Annotated in this window: 15 protein-coding genes and 1 pseudogene; 9 read left to right on the top strand and 7 right to left on the bottom strand. The window is 61.7% G+C overall.

Annotation, left to right across the window (positions count from 1 at the left end; genetic code table 11):
* Positions 1-181: 181 nt before the first annotated feature.
* The 5 genes from murI to ACEWQ0_RS04840 form a co-directional block, all read right to left on the bottom strand.
* Positions 182-997: a glutamate racemase gene (murI, locus tag ACEWQ0_RS04820; protein ID WP_476481128.1), complete on the bottom strand. Its 816-nt coding sequence runs from the start codon at positions 995-997 to the stop codon at positions 182-184.
* A complete protein-coding gene (locus tag ACEWQ0_RS04825) occupies positions 994-2,223 on the bottom strand; it encodes a hypothetical protein (protein WP_476481111.1) in 1,230 nt (409 codons plus the stop codon). Before ACEWQ0_RS04825 ends, murI begins: the two co-directional genes overlap by 4 nt.
* Positions 2,220-2,927 carry a class I SAM-dependent DNA methyltransferase gene (locus ACEWQ0_RS04830; RefSeq protein WP_476481112.1) on the bottom strand — a complete coding sequence of 236 codons (708 nt, stop codon included), beginning with the start codon at positions 2,925-2,927 and terminating at the stop codon, positions 2,220-2,222. Before ACEWQ0_RS04830 ends, ACEWQ0_RS04825 begins: the two co-directional genes overlap by 4 nt.
* The gene (locus ACEWQ0_RS04835) at positions 2,911-3,879 is read right to left on the bottom strand and encodes a hypothetical protein (RefSeq protein WP_476484682.1); all 969 of its coding nucleotides are present in this window, start codon (positions 3,877-3,879) and stop codon (positions 2,911-2,913) included. The genes ACEWQ0_RS04830 and ACEWQ0_RS04835 overlap by 17 nt, the downstream gene beginning before the upstream one ends.
* Positions 3,880-4,275: 396 nt before the next feature.
* A complete protein-coding gene (locus ACEWQ0_RS04840; RefSeq protein ID WP_476484702.1) occupies positions 4,276-5,142 on the bottom strand; it encodes a glycosyltransferase family 2 protein in 867 nt (288 codons plus the stop codon).
* Positions 5,143-5,596: 454 nt separating this feature from the next.
* On the opposite strand from ACEWQ0_RS04840, the pseudogene ACEWQ0_RS04845 reads away from it, so the two are divergent.
* From ACEWQ0_RS04845 to ACEWQ0_RS04860, 4 genes and pseudogenes are all read left to right on the top strand, one after another.
* Positions 5,597-5,740: pseudogene (locus ACEWQ0_RS04845) on the top strand (hypothetical protein); the annotation flags it as partial.
* Positions 5,741-5,761: 21 nt separating this feature from the next.
* Positions 5,762-6,247 carry a type IV toxin-antitoxin system AbiEi family antitoxin domain-containing protein gene (locus ACEWQ0_RS04850; protein WP_476484703.1) on the top strand — a complete coding sequence of 162 codons (486 nt, stop codon included), beginning with the start codon at positions 5,762-5,764 and terminating at the stop codon, positions 6,245-6,247.
* The gene (locus ACEWQ0_RS04855) at positions 6,244-6,621 is read left to right on the top strand and encodes a nucleotidyl transferase AbiEii/AbiGii toxin family protein (RefSeq protein WP_476484683.1); all 378 of its coding nucleotides are present in this window, start codon (positions 6,244-6,246) and stop codon (positions 6,619-6,621) included. Before ACEWQ0_RS04850 ends, ACEWQ0_RS04855 begins: the two co-directional genes overlap by 4 nt.
* Positions 6,549-7,061: a nucleotidyl transferase AbiEii/AbiGii toxin family protein gene (locus ACEWQ0_RS04860; protein ID WP_476484684.1), complete on the top strand. Its 513-nt coding sequence runs from the start codon at positions 6,549-6,551 to the stop codon at positions 7,059-7,061. Before ACEWQ0_RS04855 ends, ACEWQ0_RS04860 begins: the two co-directional genes overlap by 73 nt.
* A gap of 792 nt (positions 7,062-7,853) precedes the next feature.
* Here the strand turns inward: ACEWQ0_RS04860 and ACEWQ0_RS04865 are convergent.
* Positions 7,854-8,150 carry a type II toxin-antitoxin system RelE/ParE family toxin gene (locus ACEWQ0_RS04865; protein ID WP_476484685.1) on the bottom strand — a complete coding sequence of 99 codons (297 nt, stop codon included), beginning with the start codon at positions 8,148-8,150 and terminating at the stop codon, positions 7,854-7,856.
* A complete protein-coding gene (locus ACEWQ0_RS04870) occupies positions 8,147-8,359 on the bottom strand; it encodes an addiction module protein (protein ID WP_476482128.1) in 213 nt (70 codons plus the stop codon). Before ACEWQ0_RS04870 ends, ACEWQ0_RS04865 begins: the two co-directional genes overlap by 4 nt.
* Before the next feature lie 586 nt (positions 8,360-8,945).
* Here ACEWQ0_RS04870 and ACEWQ0_RS04875 point away from each other — a divergent pair.
* The 5 genes from ACEWQ0_RS04875 to ACEWQ0_RS04895 all read left to right on the top strand — a co-directional run bounded on the left by ACEWQ0_RS04875 (position 8,946) and on the right by ACEWQ0_RS04895 (position 16,796).
* Entirely contained in the window at positions 8,946-11,024 is a 2,079-nt protein-coding gene (locus ACEWQ0_RS04875) for a putative bifunctional diguanylate cyclase/phosphodiesterase (protein ID WP_476484686.1), read from the top strand.
* A gap of 361 nt (positions 11,025-11,385) precedes the next feature.
* Positions 11,386-11,862, top strand: coding sequence for an N-acetyltransferase family protein (locus ACEWQ0_RS04880; protein ID WP_476484687.1), 477 nt, complete (start codon positions 11,386-11,388; stop codon positions 11,860-11,862).
* A 492-nt stretch (positions 11,863-12,354) separates the two neighbouring features.
* Positions 12,355-12,945, top strand: a complete 591-nt coding sequence (locus ACEWQ0_RS04885; protein ID WP_476484688.1) for an ECF-type sigma factor — start codon at positions 12,355-12,357, stop codon at positions 12,943-12,945.
* Positions 12,942-15,596, top strand: coding sequence for a serine/threonine-protein kinase (locus ACEWQ0_RS04890; protein ID WP_476484689.1), 2,655 nt, complete (start codon positions 12,942-12,944; stop codon positions 15,594-15,596). The genes ACEWQ0_RS04885 and ACEWQ0_RS04890 overlap by 4 nt, the downstream gene beginning before the upstream one ends.
* 279 nt (positions 15,597-15,875) lie before the next feature.
* Positions 15,876-16,796 carry a DnaJ C-terminal domain-containing protein gene (locus ACEWQ0_RS04895; RefSeq protein WP_476484690.1) on the top strand — a complete coding sequence of 307 codons (921 nt, stop codon included), beginning with the start codon at positions 15,876-15,878 and terminating at the stop codon, positions 16,794-16,796.
* Positions 16,797-17,058 lie beyond the last annotated feature (262 nt).

Genomic DNA, 17,058 nt, shown 5'->3' on the forward strand with positions numbered 1-17,058 from the left:
CGAAGACAAGCTCTCATTGACTTCGAACTAGAGTCGTGTTTCGCGCGCATCGTTGGGAACGGCCCTGGGATAGAAATGGAAAACGTTTGACTGAAGGCGGTTTTTGCCAAAGGATTGGCGTTTGTCGGTTTTAGACCGCCCCAAACTTGATTCTCTTCTTCATGGTTTGAACGGAAGCATGCTAACCAAGGCTCTTGCGGAGAATAAGATCACCAACATTGACATGCGTAACATGATTAGTCATACGGATCCCCATTGCCTGAGCAACCCGGGTAAAGCCGTGTGGTGAATCGGTCACATGGAAGTGCACGTCGGGCGTTCCATAGCGGACACTCGATGGCAACATGCGCGCGATCCGTTGCGCAACTCTGAAGCCGGGGTCCTCCACTCGAACGGATGTCGGAACAACGCTTTCAAGCGTTTCGTGAACAATAGGAAAGTGAGTGCATCCGAGCACGATGCAGTCGTAATCAAAATCTTGGCACTCATCCAGATAGGCCTTGGCGATTAGTGCTGCAACTGTCGTTCCCGCCCAACCCTCTTCGATAATCGGCACCAGGAGGGGGCACGCTAATCCACGGACTGCCAAATCGGCACGGCGTTCAGCTATCTTGGTTTGGTAGATGCCTGAAAGAATTGTGGCCCTTGTGCCTAGTATAAGAACCCCCTGCTTGGCCATATCTACGGCGGTCTCGACCCCGTCGTCAACAACTCCAAGAACAGGAACGCGAAACTCCCCAAGCAGACGAGGCAGTGCGATAGTTGAAGATGTGTTGCACGCCACAACCAGCAAATCGCAGCCAAGGTCCGCAAGGTATTGCAGCCCAGCCCTAGAATACTCCTCGATTGTCTCGGGTGACCTGATTCCGTAAGGAACCCTGGCTGTGTCGCCAAAATAGCGATAATCGGCGTTCGGCAATCTCTCTATCAATCGCCTGAGGACGGTCAATCCCCCGACGCCAGAGTCGAACACCCCGATTAGAGGCCTCCTATTCACCGTAGAAACCTGTTCGCTAGAAATAGCAACCCCCTGCAGAGCATCCGCTTTATCCAACGCAAACGCACCCCTGGAAAAGTCGACGAATAGACCGCGAGCACCGGTTTTCTGGAGAGCGCCGAAGCCAGCGCTCTGACAGCGGGGGTGCGTGGACCCGCGCTGCCGCGTGCAGCGGCTACCACTGCGCGTTCTACGTTGATCCACACAGAAGGGGAGAAATCAACGTTCTCGCGCATGCCGCTGGTTGATAGTGCATGAAACGTGTTTGCAACCACCTGCAATCCGCTACGCTCAGCGAGCCCCACCTGCAACCAGGCGCGTGCATTTACTTCGAGCGCTCTACCCGAACCATCCTTCTGCTTAAGAAACGGAATTTCGGCGAGTCCCACGTAGTCAATAACCTCCATGATTTTGGATGCCGCAGGTACTAGTTCCCGCGTTTCGATGGTTTCGACTAGACATCCCGTACCTCCTTGGGCAGGGTGTTTCCATCGCTCGACAAACTCGACCGATTGAAATTCAGCGCCGCTGCGGACCGCCCACACTCCCTTTTCGCCAGCCTCGTAGGGGCGGAGCCTTTCTTGCGCAACCCAGCGGTCTGAGAGCGTCCATGCCTTTTTGAGCCGCTTGGTCAAGCTCGCTCGCGACTCATCATGGCTCTGAGCTGTTATAAGTTTCGCTCCCATACTCTGTAAATCCATGTCCCACGGTTTGAGTGCCGGCTTGAAAATGGCATCCCAGCCCAGACGATCTAGCACGTCGTCGATCTCAGCCAGATCCCGCACGACGTTCGTGTTGGGGATGTGCGCTGCCGCCCCACTATTTGCGAGGAATGTAAAAAGCTCAGCCTTGTCGAGGCCACCGTATCTTAGCGCGCGCGCACGCGGAAACGCAGCGAACTTGGCAACATCGCCAGCAAACTCGTTCAAGCATCTTAGCCCAGCATCTTCGGTCGCAAAGACCACAAGTCTAGTCCCCGTAGTGTCCCTCCAGTCAGCAAAGCAATTCAAAAGCGCTTCTCTTAGCCGGTCTGGATTACGGTATGCTGTTGAAAGATTGGCAAAACCAATGCAGCCAGGTGCGCCCCGAAGTAGGCTTTTTCTGACCAGAGATGCAACGCGATAGCGAATGCCAGCCTTAGCCAATGCTTCGGCAATAGCCAGACTGACGATCTCCTGCCCGCCACTCAGGATGACAGCCGATGATGTATTTGTGTGGCTGGTCAACGATATTTCTCAAAAATGAAGAGGACGTTGTGGTATTGAGTACGCGGTGCGCGTGCTTTTGAATCCATACGGTTTAGCTCGTAAGAAGCCAAGCGATCAAGAGCATTAAGCGGAATCATGCCGTAGCGTACAAGGTAAATTCCCCACCACTTTGCTGCGCGAATCGCAACGCGCTCGAGTAGACGAAAACCGCGTCTAGAAAAGTTCCGGACTATCCATTGCTCTGACACGTAATCTTGATGGCCATCACGCATGTTGTCGACGATCACTAAGCGCCCGCCTTCCTTGACTACGCGCGGGATACCCTCAGCGACGGGTAGCGCCCCGTTCAAATGAAGCACACGCAATAGGTTCTGCGCTAGAACAAGGTCAAACGTTGCATCAGGGAACGGAAGTTCCGGTAACTCCCCGATGCACCACTTTCCCTCGGGCGCCAGCGCTGCGGCAGTCGATATGACACGAAGTGAAGGATCCAAACCAACAACGTCCCACCCCAGTTTGCGCAAGGCTCCACTCATGCGCCCATAGCCACATCCAAGATCCAGTGCCCGCCCGAACCCCTGCCCGACGTACCTTTCGATCGCCATGGATTGGAGCAATGTTATGTAAGCTGTCTTACGCCCCAGGCGATCGGCGGGATCGACAAGATTCCTGCCTTGATCATCATACGCAGGTAGTTGCAAGTGTTTATCGTCTAGCTTCATTCTGATAAGGCCAAAATGCAATCCCGAGCACAAAGTCAGTGGCCAATAGCCCAGTCCGGCCGATCAACATCCCGTAAAGGATGATATCCGGAGGATGTCCGGCTGCTAAGCCTGCAAAAGCCAACTCCCGTACACCAATGCCTGATGGAGTAATGAAAGTGATATATCCAACGAACCATGCCAATGTATAGCTCGCCGACAGGTAAACACCCTCCGACGCGCCCAAGCCGGGATATGCCTGGCCGTACAGCGCCCAGGCGAGAAAATAGATTAGCCATCCAAGCAAAAAAAGCGTCGCAACACTCAGCTTCGTTCGGGGTGGCAAGGAAGAAAAGGGATCAACGACACTGGCAAGTGAGTCGCGGATTGATTTTGAAAAATAGCCCAGAAGCGCTAGCGAAACCCTACCTGCTGCTGGACGCCATGCAATGGTCAGCAGTATCACTCCACCGGTCAGACAGCCCAGTGCCAAGATAAAACTTTCCCGGAAGGCGAGTGCTGCTGCTGCCACCAACACTGCGAAATATATTGAAAGCAGCATATGCCCAAGATTAATAGCAACCCAGTCAGTTAACGAAATTCTATCTCGGGTCATCAGGCCTTGGTACGCCACCCCCCAAACCCGACCTGGTAGGTGCTTCATCATCTGAGCAGTAAAGAATAGATGCCCAAGTGATGAACGGGGAAGAGTCTCCTTATAAATCCCTTTGAAGACCTCCACAAATGCAAGAAACGCAATCAGGGTCGAAAAAGTTGCAATAACCCATCCCGAGAGAACCAAAGGAATTGATGCATTGGCCAATCCCTCCTTTATATCTTCCCAGGTGGTCGCGATCAGATAGGCAATGACGAGCGCTGTGACCGCTACGACGAACACTGGAAGCAGCCCTAGAAAGCGGTGGCTCCTCGTTCCGCGTTTGGTCGTCAAATGTTTGCCGGCTGATGAGCTCACGTGCTTCCTCGTGTATTTGCGAGCGCTACCAGTTCTGGCGGGATAGTGTCGGCCATTGAAGGTGCTTCTTCCAACTCGGTCTGGCTCTCGCGAGAGCATATAGGAACCTGTTTCAGAGCTTTATAAATTGCTTGCTCAATGCAGGCTGTTGTCATGTTGCCTGCAGAAGCACCCACCAACCTGTCACGAAACAGTCTGATCAGCTCTCCGACTGAGCTTGAATTCACTGGAAACCCCAGTCGTATTGCATCGGGAACCATCACTGGGCGCTTTCAGTCCGTGGTGAGGCAGTAGATGGTCTGCCTGCAGGGTGAAGTCGAAGCGAGCCGCCATTGCAGGTAAAAAATCGTGCGTCTGACTATGTCGATTACCTTTTGCAGTCGGCGGCAATGCACGTCAAGTTCCCCGGCTGCTATACATCAACGACGTGATCTGCTCGGAAATCAACCCGATCAAGAACACGATGACGGCCGCACTGAAAAGCAGCAGACTCATATTGGTGAACTGGCCCCGAGTGACGAACGTGTACACATACCACAACAAGCCGAGAACGAAGAAGCCCGCGCTGGTGGGAATGAACAGCTTCAACGGCGCATACAGCGTCGCGATCTTGAAGATGATTACGAAAAATCTCAGCCCGTCGCGAACGGGCCGGATGTGGCTCTTGCCGGTGCGTTTTGCGGCTTCGATGTCGATGAAATCGACCGGGAAGCCCGAGCGCATGAACGCCATGGTGATTGTCGTCGGGTAGGAAAAGCCGTTGGGCAGCAGGTAGAGAAACTGCCTGAATTTCTGCGCGCAAACGGCTCGAAAGCCCGAGGTGAGGTCAGGAATGCGGTGGCCGGTGACGATCGAGGCGATCAGGTTGTAGACGCCGTTGGCCATCAGCCGGCCGACGTTGGCGTGCGAGCCGGGCGCGGTGCGCGCGCCGATGACCATGTCGTGGCCTTGATCCAGGCGCTCGAGCAGGCGCGGAATGTCGGCCGGGTCGTGCTGGCCGTCGCCGTCGAGAAAGACCAGGATGTCGCCGCCGGCCGCGCGCGCCCCGGCCTTGACGGCCGCGCCGTTGCCCAGGCTGTGCGGATGGCTCACCACCTTTGCGCCAGCGCGCTCGGCGACCGCAGCGGTATCGTCGGTCGAGCCGTCGTCAACGACGATCATTTCGGCTTGCGGATAGCGCGAGACAATGCCGCTGACCACCTTGCCGATGGCACCTTCCTCGTTTTTGGCCGGGATGATGATCGAAAGACTGCGTTCGGTCATGAATTCAGCGGAGTGGGCATGGGTGTCAGCGAGATGATGGGGGAGTATGACAGAAACGGGCGCGGGTGATGTAGCCCCGAATGCGCGGTATGCGGCGCTGCGAGTGCACTCTGTAACCCCGGACTTGATCCGGGGTCTTTTCGGCGGTGGTGCCTTCGGCTGGGCGATCCCGGCTCTGCGGCCGGGAATTCGGAGGTTGCTGTGCTGGTAGCACCCGTATCCCCGGACTCGATCCGGGGTCTTCTTGCTTTTGGCGCCTTCGGACGGGAGATCCCGGCTCTGCGCTTCGCTTGGCCGGGATTTCGGGGTGGTGTGAGCGCTTCGCCGCCAGCACACGTATCCCCGGACTTGATCCGGGGTCTTTTCGGCGGTGGCGCCTTCGGGTGGGAGATCCCGGCTCCATTCAGACAATAAAATACTTGAAACTTTCATTAAGTGAAAGTATCGTGCATTTGTGCAGACGTTGACCAGGTTGATTGCGGACTCTGATTTACGGTGCCGGATCTTTTCGGATCGGCAGCTCGACGGGGTTGTTGAGGGGTCTGCACAGCGGCGTTACAACCTGGTCAATCGGGCGCTCAAGGCCGGCGAATTGGAGCGATTGAGCCGTGGTGTGTATATGCTTGCGCCGTCTGTATCCGGCGTGCAGCCGCATTCGTTCGTGCTGGCTCAGGCCTTGCGCTCGGGCTCGTACATTTCGTTCGAATCCGCGCTGGCGTGGCACGGCTGCATTCCGGAGGCCGTTCGTCAGGTGCGCAGCGTGGTGCCGGGGCGGCGCAAGGCCGAATTCAATGTGCCGGGCTACGGCCAGTTCCGGTTTTTTCCGCTCGCGGTCAATCCAGGTTATCTGCTGGCCGGCGTCGAGCGGCACGAGCTGGCCGCGGGTATCGGGTTGATCGCCACGCCGCTGCGGGCCTTGCTTGATCTGTGCTGCCACCTGAAGGTCGATATCGAGGGACTGACCGGCTTCCTCGAAGGCCTGCGTCTGGAGCAGGAGTGGTGGGCGAGCGTGACCGCCCGCGATGTTGATCGCTTCAAGGAGGTTTACCGGTTTCAAAAGATGCGGGATGTTGTCGAGAAGCTGGCTGAAGAGGTGGGTGGATGATTGAGTTGTTGCAGCAAAGACTGGCGGCTTACCAGGCCGGGGACGCGCTGGCCGAAGAGCAGGCGCTCAAGGAGATTCTGCAGGAGCTTGTGCTCTACGCGCTGTGGCGCAATGATTTTTTTGAAAGGGCGGCATTTCAGGGCGGCACCAGTTTGAGGATTCTCTATGGGCTGCCGCGCTTTTCCGAGGAAATGGATTTTATTCTCATGGAACCCGATGAGCGCTTTTCCTGGCGCGCAGTGACCGCCGGGATCGAGCGCTGGCCGATTCCCGGCAGACGCAGGACGCGGTTCGCCGAACCATGGTCAAGGATGACTCTCTTGCCGGATTGCTGCAGCTGGGGTTTCGGGATGGCGCGCCGCGCCGCAAGCTGAGAGTCAAGCTCGAGATCGATACAAATCCACCGGCAGGTTCAGGGTGGGAGCGGCATTTTCCGGATTTTCCGACCGATTTCATGGTTGTCAGCCAGGACTTGCCGAGTAATTTTGCCTTGAAGCTTCATGCGCTTCTTTGCCGCCCCTACCTGAAGGGTCGCGACTGGTTCGATTTTCTCTGGTACGTACGTCGCGGCGTCGCGCCGAATCTGGCGCATCTGGGCCACGCGCTGGATCAGTACGGCCCTTGGGCGGGTTGCGGTGTGGACGCGGACGAAGGCTGGCTCACGACGGCGTTGAACCGTCATATCGAGAATGTCGATTGGGGCGCCGCTGCCGCAGACGTTGAGCCGTTTCTTTCGGTTCAGCAAAGGCAAAGCCTGCCATTGTGGGGCCGCGAGATGTTTCTTGATCGAGTGGAGCGGCTGTTTTCCGAGTAGCTGTCGGCATCGGCACACGCACTCCTCGACGCGCCACAAATATCTCCGAAAGCGGCATAAGTATTCCCGAAGGCGCCAGAGGTATTCCCGAGAGCGCCAGAGGTATCCCCGAGAGCGCCAGAGGTATCCCCGGACTCGATCCGGGGCCTTCTCGCTGCTGGCGCCTTCGGATGGGAGGTCCCGGCTCTGCGGCCGGGATTTCGGGATGGTGTGAGCGCTTCGCCGCTGGCACCTGTATCCCCGGACTCGATCCGGGGCCTTCTCGCTGCTGGCGCCTTCGGATGGGAGATCCCGGCTCTGCGCTTCGCTTGGCCGGGATTTCGGAGGGTGTGTGAGGGCCTTGCCGCCAGCACCCGCATCCCCGGACTCGATCCGGGGTCTTCCCGGCGGTGGCGCCTTCGGACGGGAGGTCCCGGCTCTGCGCTTCGCTTGGCCGGGATTTCGGAGGGTGTGTGAGGGCCTTGCCGCCAGCACCCGCATCCCCGGACTCGATCCGGGGTCTTCCCGGCGGTGGCGCCTTCGGATGGGAGATCCCGGCTCTGCGCTTCGCTTGGCCGGGATTTCGGAGGGTGTGTGAGGGCCTTGCCGCCCGCATCCCCGGACTTGATCCGGGGTCTTCCCGGCGGTGGCGCCTTCGGATGGGAGGTCCCGGCTCTGCGCTTCGCTTGGCCGGGATTTCGGAGGGTGTGTGAGGGCCTTGCCGCCAGCACCCGCATCCCCGGACTCGATCCGGGGTCTTCCTGTCGTTGGCACCGTCGCCAGTAAGATCTCGGCGCGGTCTCTTGCCCTTTGCTAGGTTCGACGTTTCCAGTGATGGGGGTCACGGCTGCCGTGCATGACTGCCACTACAACAATACAATCTGGTTCGATACGGTAGAACACGCCGAAGGGAAAGCGTCGAACTAGTGCGCGGCGCGTTTTGCGGTGCACGATTGGATACCGTTTTGGCTGCTCGGCGATGCTCTGAAAGGACCGAAGGATTTCATCAAGGAAATCCTGCCCCAACCCAAGCCTCTGCTCTGCGTACCAGGCTGCTGCAGCTTCAAGATCCTGCTCTGCTTCGAAGCGGACATGAAGCCCGGGGCTCATAAACGCTTGCGAATGCCTGCTACAACGTCTTCTGCCCGGCGGCCCGGATCATGGTCCAGTTCGTAAATGTCCAGGCGACGATCCAGCTCTTGCCGCTGGGCGTCCGAAAGGGCCAGCGCGCTCTGGTCAGCCGCGATACTGTCCCAGAGCTGTTCAACCAGTTGGAGGCGCTCTTCCACTGACAGGTCAAGTAATGTCGATGTGTTCATGGCCATCTCCTGTAGCCGGATTTTATCCGAAATTGCTCCCCGGAACATAACCCGGGGCCTTTGCAGTCCGAAGATCGGTCTGAGTTGGGAGATCCCGGCTCTGCGCTTCGCTTGGCCGGGATTACGAGTTGGGCTGAATGCGTCGCCACCAGCGCACGTACCCCCGGACTCCGATCCGGGGTCTTCCCGATGCTGGCGCCTTCGGATGGGAGGTCCCGGCGCTGTGGCCGGGATTTCGGAGGGTGTGTGAGGGCCTTGCCGCCAGCACCCGCATCCCCGGACTCGATCCGGGGTCTTCTCGCTGCTGGCGCCTTCGGATGGGAGGTCCCGGCTCTGTGGCCGGGATTTCGGGGGTGGCTTGGCGCTGTGCTGCCAGCACCCGTATCCCCGGACTCGATCCGGGGTCTTCCCGCTACCGGCACCTTCGAGTGCAAGGTCCCGGCTCTGCGCATGGCTTGTTTTGTGATGCTTGTCACGATCTGCTATTGTCGGCGGCGTTGACCGGGTGGCATTCGAGGGCGCAAGGTGGCTTTGTGGCTGCTGCGCGTGGGGCGAGCGGCACAGGGAACACAGGAACCAGCAGGGGATGACAACAGGCATGGAGCCGTTCGGCCCGGACCGGGCCGCCGGGGAGGTTGTGGATGAACGCGAGCTGTCGGCATTGCTGCTGGATGTCATTCCGGGCATTTTTTATCTGGTTGACACCTGCAGACGCCTGCGGCTGTGGAATCCTCGGCTGCAGAGTCTGACCGGCTACAGCGCCGCGCGAATCCGGCGCATGTCGGCGCTGGACTTTTTTGCGCAAGCCGATCAGGAAACGGTGGAGCTGGCGCTGGAAAAGTGTCTGGTCGAGGGTTATTCCGCAACCGATGTGTCGGTGCTGACCGCGCGCGGCGCCAGCCCGCCGCATCATTTCCAGAGCCGTCGGATAGAGCTTGAGGGCGAGCAGATGATTGCCGGCGTTGCGGTGGATGTCTCGCGGCTGAAGGCGGTGGAGGCGGATCATGCGCGCCAGCGCATTCAGTTGGAGCGGCTGGCCAGCCACGTGCCCGGCGCGGTTTATCAGCTGCAGCTCGACGCCGATACCGGCCGGCTGTGGCTGCCGTATGCCAGCAGCAAGTTCCAGCAGGTGTTCGGCACTGACTATGACGCCGTAGCGGAAGACGCGGCGCCGCTGTTTCAGCGCATTCATGACGACGACGCCGATCGGGTAATGCAGTCGATCATGCACAGCGCCGAGATGCTGGAGCCGTTTTTCGAGCATTTCCGCATGTATCCGATTGGTCGACCCCGCAATGATCAGAATCTGGAGTGGGTAGAGGTGGACTCCGGCCCCGAGCGGCTGGCCGACGGCAGCGTCATGTGGCACGGCTTTGCCCGCCTGGTGACGCATCGTCGTCAGCTCGAGCGCAAACTGACTCGGCTGGCCTACTATGACGATCTGACCGGGCTGGCCAACCGCGCCCATCTGCAGTCGACCCTGCGTGACGAGCTGAGGCTGGCCGGCTCGGCGCGTGAGGGTCTGGCGGTGCTGTATCTGGATCTGGACAGTTTCAACGACATCAACGACGCCTGGAGCCACACCGCCGGCGACCGGCTGTTGAAAGAGGTGGCCCAGCGGCTCGATTCGCTGGTGACCGGCGAAGGCCTGCTCGGGCGCGTTGGCGGCGATGAGTTCATGGTGGTGCTGCGCGGGCGCGACGCCGCCCGCCGTGCCGAGGCCCTGAGTGAGGAAATCTGCCGCACGATGGCCGCACCGATGCGGCTGGACCAGCGCCAGGTGCGGATGACCATTTCCATCGGCATCAGCCTGTATCCCGACGATGCCGATTCTGCCGAGGACATGACGCGCCACGCCGACGCGGCTGTGTACAAGGCCAAATCGCAGGGGCCGGGGCGCTGGGCACGCTACACCCGCGAGCTGACCGAAGCCGCCCGCGCCCGGCGTTATCTGGAGACCGAGCTGCGCAGCGCCATCGAGCGCGAGCAGATTCAGGTGTCTTTGCAGCCGATTGTTGCCCTGGCCGACGGCCGGCCCGTGGCGGTGGAGGCGCTGGCGCGCTGGTATCACTGGGAGGACGGCTGGCTTGCGCCCGACCGCTTTGTGGCCCTGGCCGAAAAGCGCGGGCTGGTAGCGGCCCTGGGCGAGCAGGTGTACCGGCGTGCCATGCAGGCGGTTGCCGCCAGGGCGGGGATCAATGTCGCGCTCAATGTCGCCCCTGATCAGCTGCAGGACCCCGACTTCTGCGCGCGCTTGCTGGCCATGGGCCAGGATGCCGGCCTGGGGCCCGAGCGCATCGAAGTCGAGATCACCGAGCGTGCCTTCATGCGCGACAGCACCGAGGCGTTCAAGCAGATCAGCCGGCTGCGCGAGGCGGGTATCAGCGTGACCATTGATGATTTCGGCACCGGGTTTTCATCGCTGGGCTACCTGCGTCGTTTGCCGGTACAGCATCTCAAGATCGACCGCACTTTCGTGCGTCATGTCGAAGACGACAAGGCCAGCGCCGCCATCGTGCGCGCGGTGACCAACCTGGCCCATGATCTGGGCATGGAAGTCACCGCCGAAGGCGTCGAGACTGCCGGCGAGGCAGAGTTCGTGCGCGCCGTGGGCTGCGATTATGCGCAGGGCTGGTACTACGGCAAGCCGGATCTGGTTGAGTGACGGCTTCCGGGCAGCGCGTCGGTCTCGTTGCCCCGACTCCCGAGCCGGAGGCTGCGGTTGGCCTGCTGGTGAAGAGGCTACAGGCGGCGCCATCAGGCAAGGCTGATAGGCCGCGTGGGTTTCGAGAGAGGCCCGCATCGCGATCTGGAGATCGCTCCTACAAATTCATGCGCCACCGCCCCGTGCTTATCGCGATCTGGAGATCGCTCCTACAGACTCATGCGCCACCGCCCCGTGCTTCTCGCGATCTGGAGATCGCTCCTACAGATTCATGCGCCATCGTTCGGTGTGGGAGCGATCTCCAGATCGCGATTCTTTTCGCGTAATATCCTTTGCCGGGAAATGCAGGAAACCGCTGATCATGTGCGAACCTCTCGAACTGCGCGCCGCTCGTCCGGGTGATGGGCCATTGCTGCTCGATCTTATTCGCGAGCTGGCCGAATACGAACAGCTGGCCCATGAGGTCGAGGCAACTGCCGAAGATCTGGCTGAATCACTGTTCGGCGACGGCGCGGTAGCCGAGGCGGTCATTGCGGAGTGGAATGGTCAGGCTGCCGGCTTTGCGCTTTTCTTCCGCAACTTTTCCACTTTTGTCGGGCGCCCCGGGCTTTATCTTGAAGACATCTACGTGCGCGAGTCCGAACGCGGCAAGGGTATTGGCAAGGCCTTGCTGCTGCACCTGGCCGGCATTGCGCGCCAGCGTAATTACGGGCGCATGGAGTGGAGAGTGCTCGACTGGAATCAGCCGGCGATTGATTTCTATCGCAGCCTGGGTGCCAGGCCGATGACAGGCTGGACGATGTTTCGGCTGGATGAACAGGCGTTGAAGAAGCTGTAGCCGGGTTGGCCGGTCTGGCAGCTGATGTAATTGGTGGTGCTTTGTCGTAAATTGCACTGCCGGTTGGCGGGCTTATCGCGACCTGGAGGTCGCTCCTACAGACTCATGCGCCACCATCCCGCGCTTCTCGCGATCTGGAGATCGCTCCTACAGGCTCATGCGACACCGCCCTGTGCTTATCGCGATCTGGAGATCGCTCCTACAGACTCATGCGCCATCGCCCTGTGCTTATCGCGATCTGGAGATCGCTCCTACAGGCTCACGCGGCATCGCCCTGTGCTTATCGCGATCTGGAGATCGCGCCTACAGGCTCATGCGCATCGTTCGGTGTGGGAGCGATCTCCAGATCGCGATGTTCTGGCCCGAGACGGCGTCTTCGCGACCTGGAGATCGCTCCCATGAAACACGCCGGCAGCGCCGTTTGATTTTTCTTTAAGCCTGCATTCAGTCAGACTGTGGCAAACTCGACATCCCTGATTAAACGGAATTCCGGTGGCTTTTGTGCCAACTTCACAGGACGTCATTTCTGAAGGGGAGGTGACCCGGCTGCTCTCCGAGCTGCGTGAGCAGCCCGAGACGCTCGACCGCATTCTGCCGCTCATTTACGACGATCTGCGCGAGGTGGCCCGCTGTCAGCAGGCGCGTTTCGGGTCCACGCCCACGCTGCAGACCACCGAGCTGATTCATGAAGCCTTTCTGAAGCTGCGCAACAGCGCCAGCCAGAACATTCGCAACCGGGTGCATCTCAAGCGCCTGTCGTCGCTGGCCATTCGCCAGCTGATTGTCGACCACGCCCGCAGCAAGCTGGCGGCCAAACGCGGGGCCGGGCAAGCGCCGCTGAGCCTGAACGAAGAGCTCGCCGGCGGCGTGACCGGCAGTGAGGAAACCGTGCTCATGATCGACGAGGCGCTGGCGCGTCTTGAAGAGGCCAATCCGCGCCTGGCCGAGGTGGTCATTGCGCGGTTTTTCGGTGGGCATACCGCCGATGAGATCGCCGAAATGCTCGATATTTCCGTGCGCACGGTACAGCGCGACTGGGAGCGCGCCCGCGCCTGGCTGCTGGTGGAAATGAACAATCAGTGACCACAAGGCCCGATCGCAAGCCGTTTGGCCGCTTGACCCCGGCGCGCCGCCGCCTGGTGGATACTCTGCTCGACGAGCTGCTTGACTGTCCCCGCCAGCAGCGCGCCGCCGAACTGGCCCGCATTGTTCAGCGCGCCCCGCGCGTGGGCGCCTGGCTGGAGCGCCTGCTGGCCGCCAGCACCGAGCCCGGCGGGCTGCTCGATCAGTCCGCTTATTCTCTGGTTGGCGATGCCCTGGACGCGCGCCTGGACGGTCCCGGAAAGCCGGAGTTCGAGCCGGGTACGCGCCTGGGCCCCTGGCGGTTGATCGAGCCGGTGGGTGCCGGCGGCATGGGGGATGTCTATCGGGCCGAGCGCGCCGATGGGGCTTTCGACATGCAGGTGGCCGTCAAACTGATTCGCAGCCACAGCGACGACCTGGCGCGCCTGCTCACCTTCGAGCGCCAGACGCTGGCGCGGCTCAATCACCCCGGCATTGCCCGGTTGCTTGACGGCGGCGTGACCGACGATGGCCGGCCCTATCTGGTGATGGACTGGGTCGACGGCGACACGCTTGATGCCTGGTACGCAAAGGTCGGGCCGGACCCGACCACGGTACTGCGCATTTTCCGCGAAGCCTGCGATGCGGTGACCGCAGCGCATCGCGAGCTGATCGTGCACGGTGACATCAAGCCGGCCAACCTGATGTTGACCGCGCCCGGCCGCGTTTGCCTGCTCGACTTCGGTGTTGCCCGCCTGCTGGACCGCGACATGCACTACAACCTGCCGGCGGCGATGACGCCCGGCTTTGCCGCGCCGGAAGTGCTTGAAGGCCAGCCGGTGTCGACGGCGGCCGATATCCATGGCCTGGGTGCACTGCTGCGCTGGCTGGTCTATGGAGATGCGTCGCCAGCGTCACAATCGTCGCGATCGGATGCCGGCCCACAGCCCAGACAGCGCTGGCGCACGTTCCGCCGTCGACGCGATCTGGACGCCATCATCGCGCGCGCCACGCACGCTGACCCGGCGCTTCGCTATGCTACCGTCAACGCGCTGGCGCTGGATGTTCGCCGGCTGGAAGACGAGCTGCCCATTCATGCGCGCCGGCCGCGCATGTTAGAGCGCGCGGCGTTGTGGACGCGCCGCCATGCCGTGGGCGCCACGCTCGGCCTGCTGGTGCTGGTCTCGCTGGTGGGGGGCGTGTCGGCAGTAGTCTGGCAGGCGCGCGTGGCCCAGGTGGAGCGCGACCTGGCCCAGGCCGAGGCGCGCCGTTCCAACGCGCTGCGCGAGCATCTCACGCTGCTTTTTCGCGAGGTGGGCAGCCTGTCCACCGACACCGAAAGCATGACTGCGCGCGAGCTGCTCGACCGCACCGCCGGGGTCGCCGGCGAGTGGCTGGCCGGGGATCCCGACTTGCGCCAGCAGGTCAACGCCGTGCTCGGCGAGATCATGATCGCGCTCAACGACTATGCCGCCGCCGAGCCGCTGCTGGCCGACTTTGCCGAAAGCGACGAGGGCGCTGAAAATCCCCTGCTGCGCTCCATCGCGCTGCTTGACATGGCGCAGGTGCATCACCGTCGCGGGCGGATGCAGGAAGCGCTGGTGGACGCCGACCATGGCCTGGCGATTCTTGAATCGATTCCGGGAACGCATCCGGCCCGCATGTCCGACGCGCTGCAGGTTCGCGGGCGTATCCGGCGCGATCTGGGGCAGTGGGATGGGGCTCTGGCCGATCTCGAGCGCGCGCGCGAACTGGCGCTGGAAGTCTCCGCCGGCCCGCGTCCGCTGATGGCCCGTGCTGAAAACAACCTGGCGACCACGCTGCTGATTGGCGGTGAGCTGAAAGCAGCCGTTCGCCATCTGGAAGCGGCCGAAGCGCTGTGGCTGGCGCTCGATCGCGGGGAGTCCAGCGACGCCCTGTCGGTAACGGCCAATCTGGCAACCGTTTTCAAGCGCCTGGGCCGCAACGACGAAGCCGAGCAGCGGCTGCGGCGGGTGGTGGCTGTGCGCGAAGAACAGTACGGGCCGTCGGGGGCCATGGCCGCCGCGCGCCTGAACCTGGGTCGCCTGCTGGTCGTGCGCGGCGCGCTCGACGAGGCTGAAACCCAGCTCGAGCGCGCCACCGAGGTGTTTGCGCGCTACATCGGCAGCGACACGCCCGACTTTGCCGCCGCGCTGCTGGGGCAGGGTGAGCTGGCCGAGGCCCGCGGCGACTTGACGACGGCGCTGGCGCATTATCAGCGCTCGCGCGAGATCATGCTGCGCCTGCTCGGCGAGAGCCACCCCTACAGCCTGCGCCTGCGGCTGGCGGTGGTGCAGGTGCAGCGGCGCCTCGGCGAGGGTTTTGAGCCGGGCGCCCTGGAAGCGCTGGCCGATGATGCCGAAGCCGTGGGCAACGCTGCCCGCTCGGTGCTTTCAGAGATTGCCTGCGAGCGCGCGCGGCGGGCGCTGGAGGAGAATCGTCAACCCGACGCGCTTGGCCATGCGCAGCAGTGTCTGCAGCTGCGCGTGGCGCTGGGCCTTGGCGGCTGGCGCATCACCGAGGCCCGCGCCCTGATCGCCGCCGCTGAATCCGGGGGTGCTCATGAAAGCGAGACCACCCGCCGCCTGATCACCCGCCTGACCCGCGAGATGAACCCCGAACACCCCGCCGTGACCTGGTTCGAACGCTGAAGCACCCCGACGGCCCCGCACCCTGACCGCAGGAGCGGTTTCCGGACCGCGATTGTTTCCAAGCCCGGCGCTTTCGCGATCTGGAGATCGCTCCTACAGGACAAGCTGCCCGGACTCTCTCCCGCAGGAGCAGTTTCCAGACCGCGGTTTTTTCCAAGCCCGGCGCCATCGGGATCCGGAGATCGTTTCTGCGAAGTGTGGCGCTTGCCCGTCGGCGTCAACTTGAGTTTCCGCGCACCACCCTCATTCAATGGAAAGAGAACTCAAGGCCCTCAACACATGCAATTCAAGGACTATTACAAGACGCTGGGCGTCAAGCCAGAGGCGTCCGCCGATGACATTCGGCGGGCGTATCGCAAGCTTGCGCGCCAGTACCATCCCGACCGCAACCAGGAAACCGGATCGGAAGAACGCTTCAAGGAAATTGGTGAGGCCTACGAAGCGCTCAAGGACCCCGAAAAGCGCAAGCAGTATGACCAGCTGCGTGCCGGCGGCTGGCGCGGTGGTCAGGACTTCAGGCCACCGCCGGGGTGGAGCGGTGGCGGCGGAGCACAGCAGGCCGGCCAGGGCTTCGGTGGCTTTGGCGACTTCAGCGATTTCTTCGAGACCTTGTTCGGCGGCGGAATGGGCGGTGCCCGGGCCGGCCGCGGGCGGCGTTCGGCGCGTGGCCGGGGGCGGGATATCAGCGCCACCATCGAGATCGATCTGCAGGCCGCCTACGAGGGCGGCAAGCGCCGCATCACCCTCGATCGCGGCGGCGAACGCCAGAGCCTGGAGGTCAACATTCCCGCCGGCGTCACGCCCGGGCGCAGGATTCGGCTGGCCGGCCAGGGTGAGCCGGGCATTGGCGGCGGCGCGGCCGGCGATCTGCTTATGGAGGTCAAGATCGCGCCGCACCGGCTGTTTGAGCTTGACGGGCGCAACGTACTGATCGACCTGCCGATTGCGCCCTGGGAGGCTGCGCTGGGTGCAGAGGTACGCGTGCCCACGCTTGGCGGCAAGGTCACCATGAACATCCCGGCCGGATCATCTGGTGGTCAGCGCCTGCGCCTGAAAGGCCGCGGCCTGCCCGGCAAACCCGCCGGCGACCAGATCGTCAACCTCAGAATCACCGTGCCCAGACCGCAAAGCGCCCGTGAACGTCAGCTCTACGAAGAGCTGGCCGAGGAAAGCGGCGTCAATGTTCGCGCCAACATGTAACCGAAATCGTCTGTCGGCGGTGTAACGCCGACCTACGTCGTTCGTTCGACGGCGGCTTGACGTTGACCGCCGAAGACGACCTTTCCGATCGGTTCGCCCGTTGCTCACGCATGATCCGGTTCGCCGCGTTGTCTGTCGGCGATGTAACGCCGACCTACGTCGTTCGTTCGACGGCGGCTTGACGTTGACCGCCGAAGACGACCTTTCCGATCGGTTCGCCCGTTGCTCACGCGTGCTCCGGTTCGCCGCGTTGTCCGTCGGC

The organism is Wenzhouxiangella sp. YN9 (genome assembly GCF_056324165.1).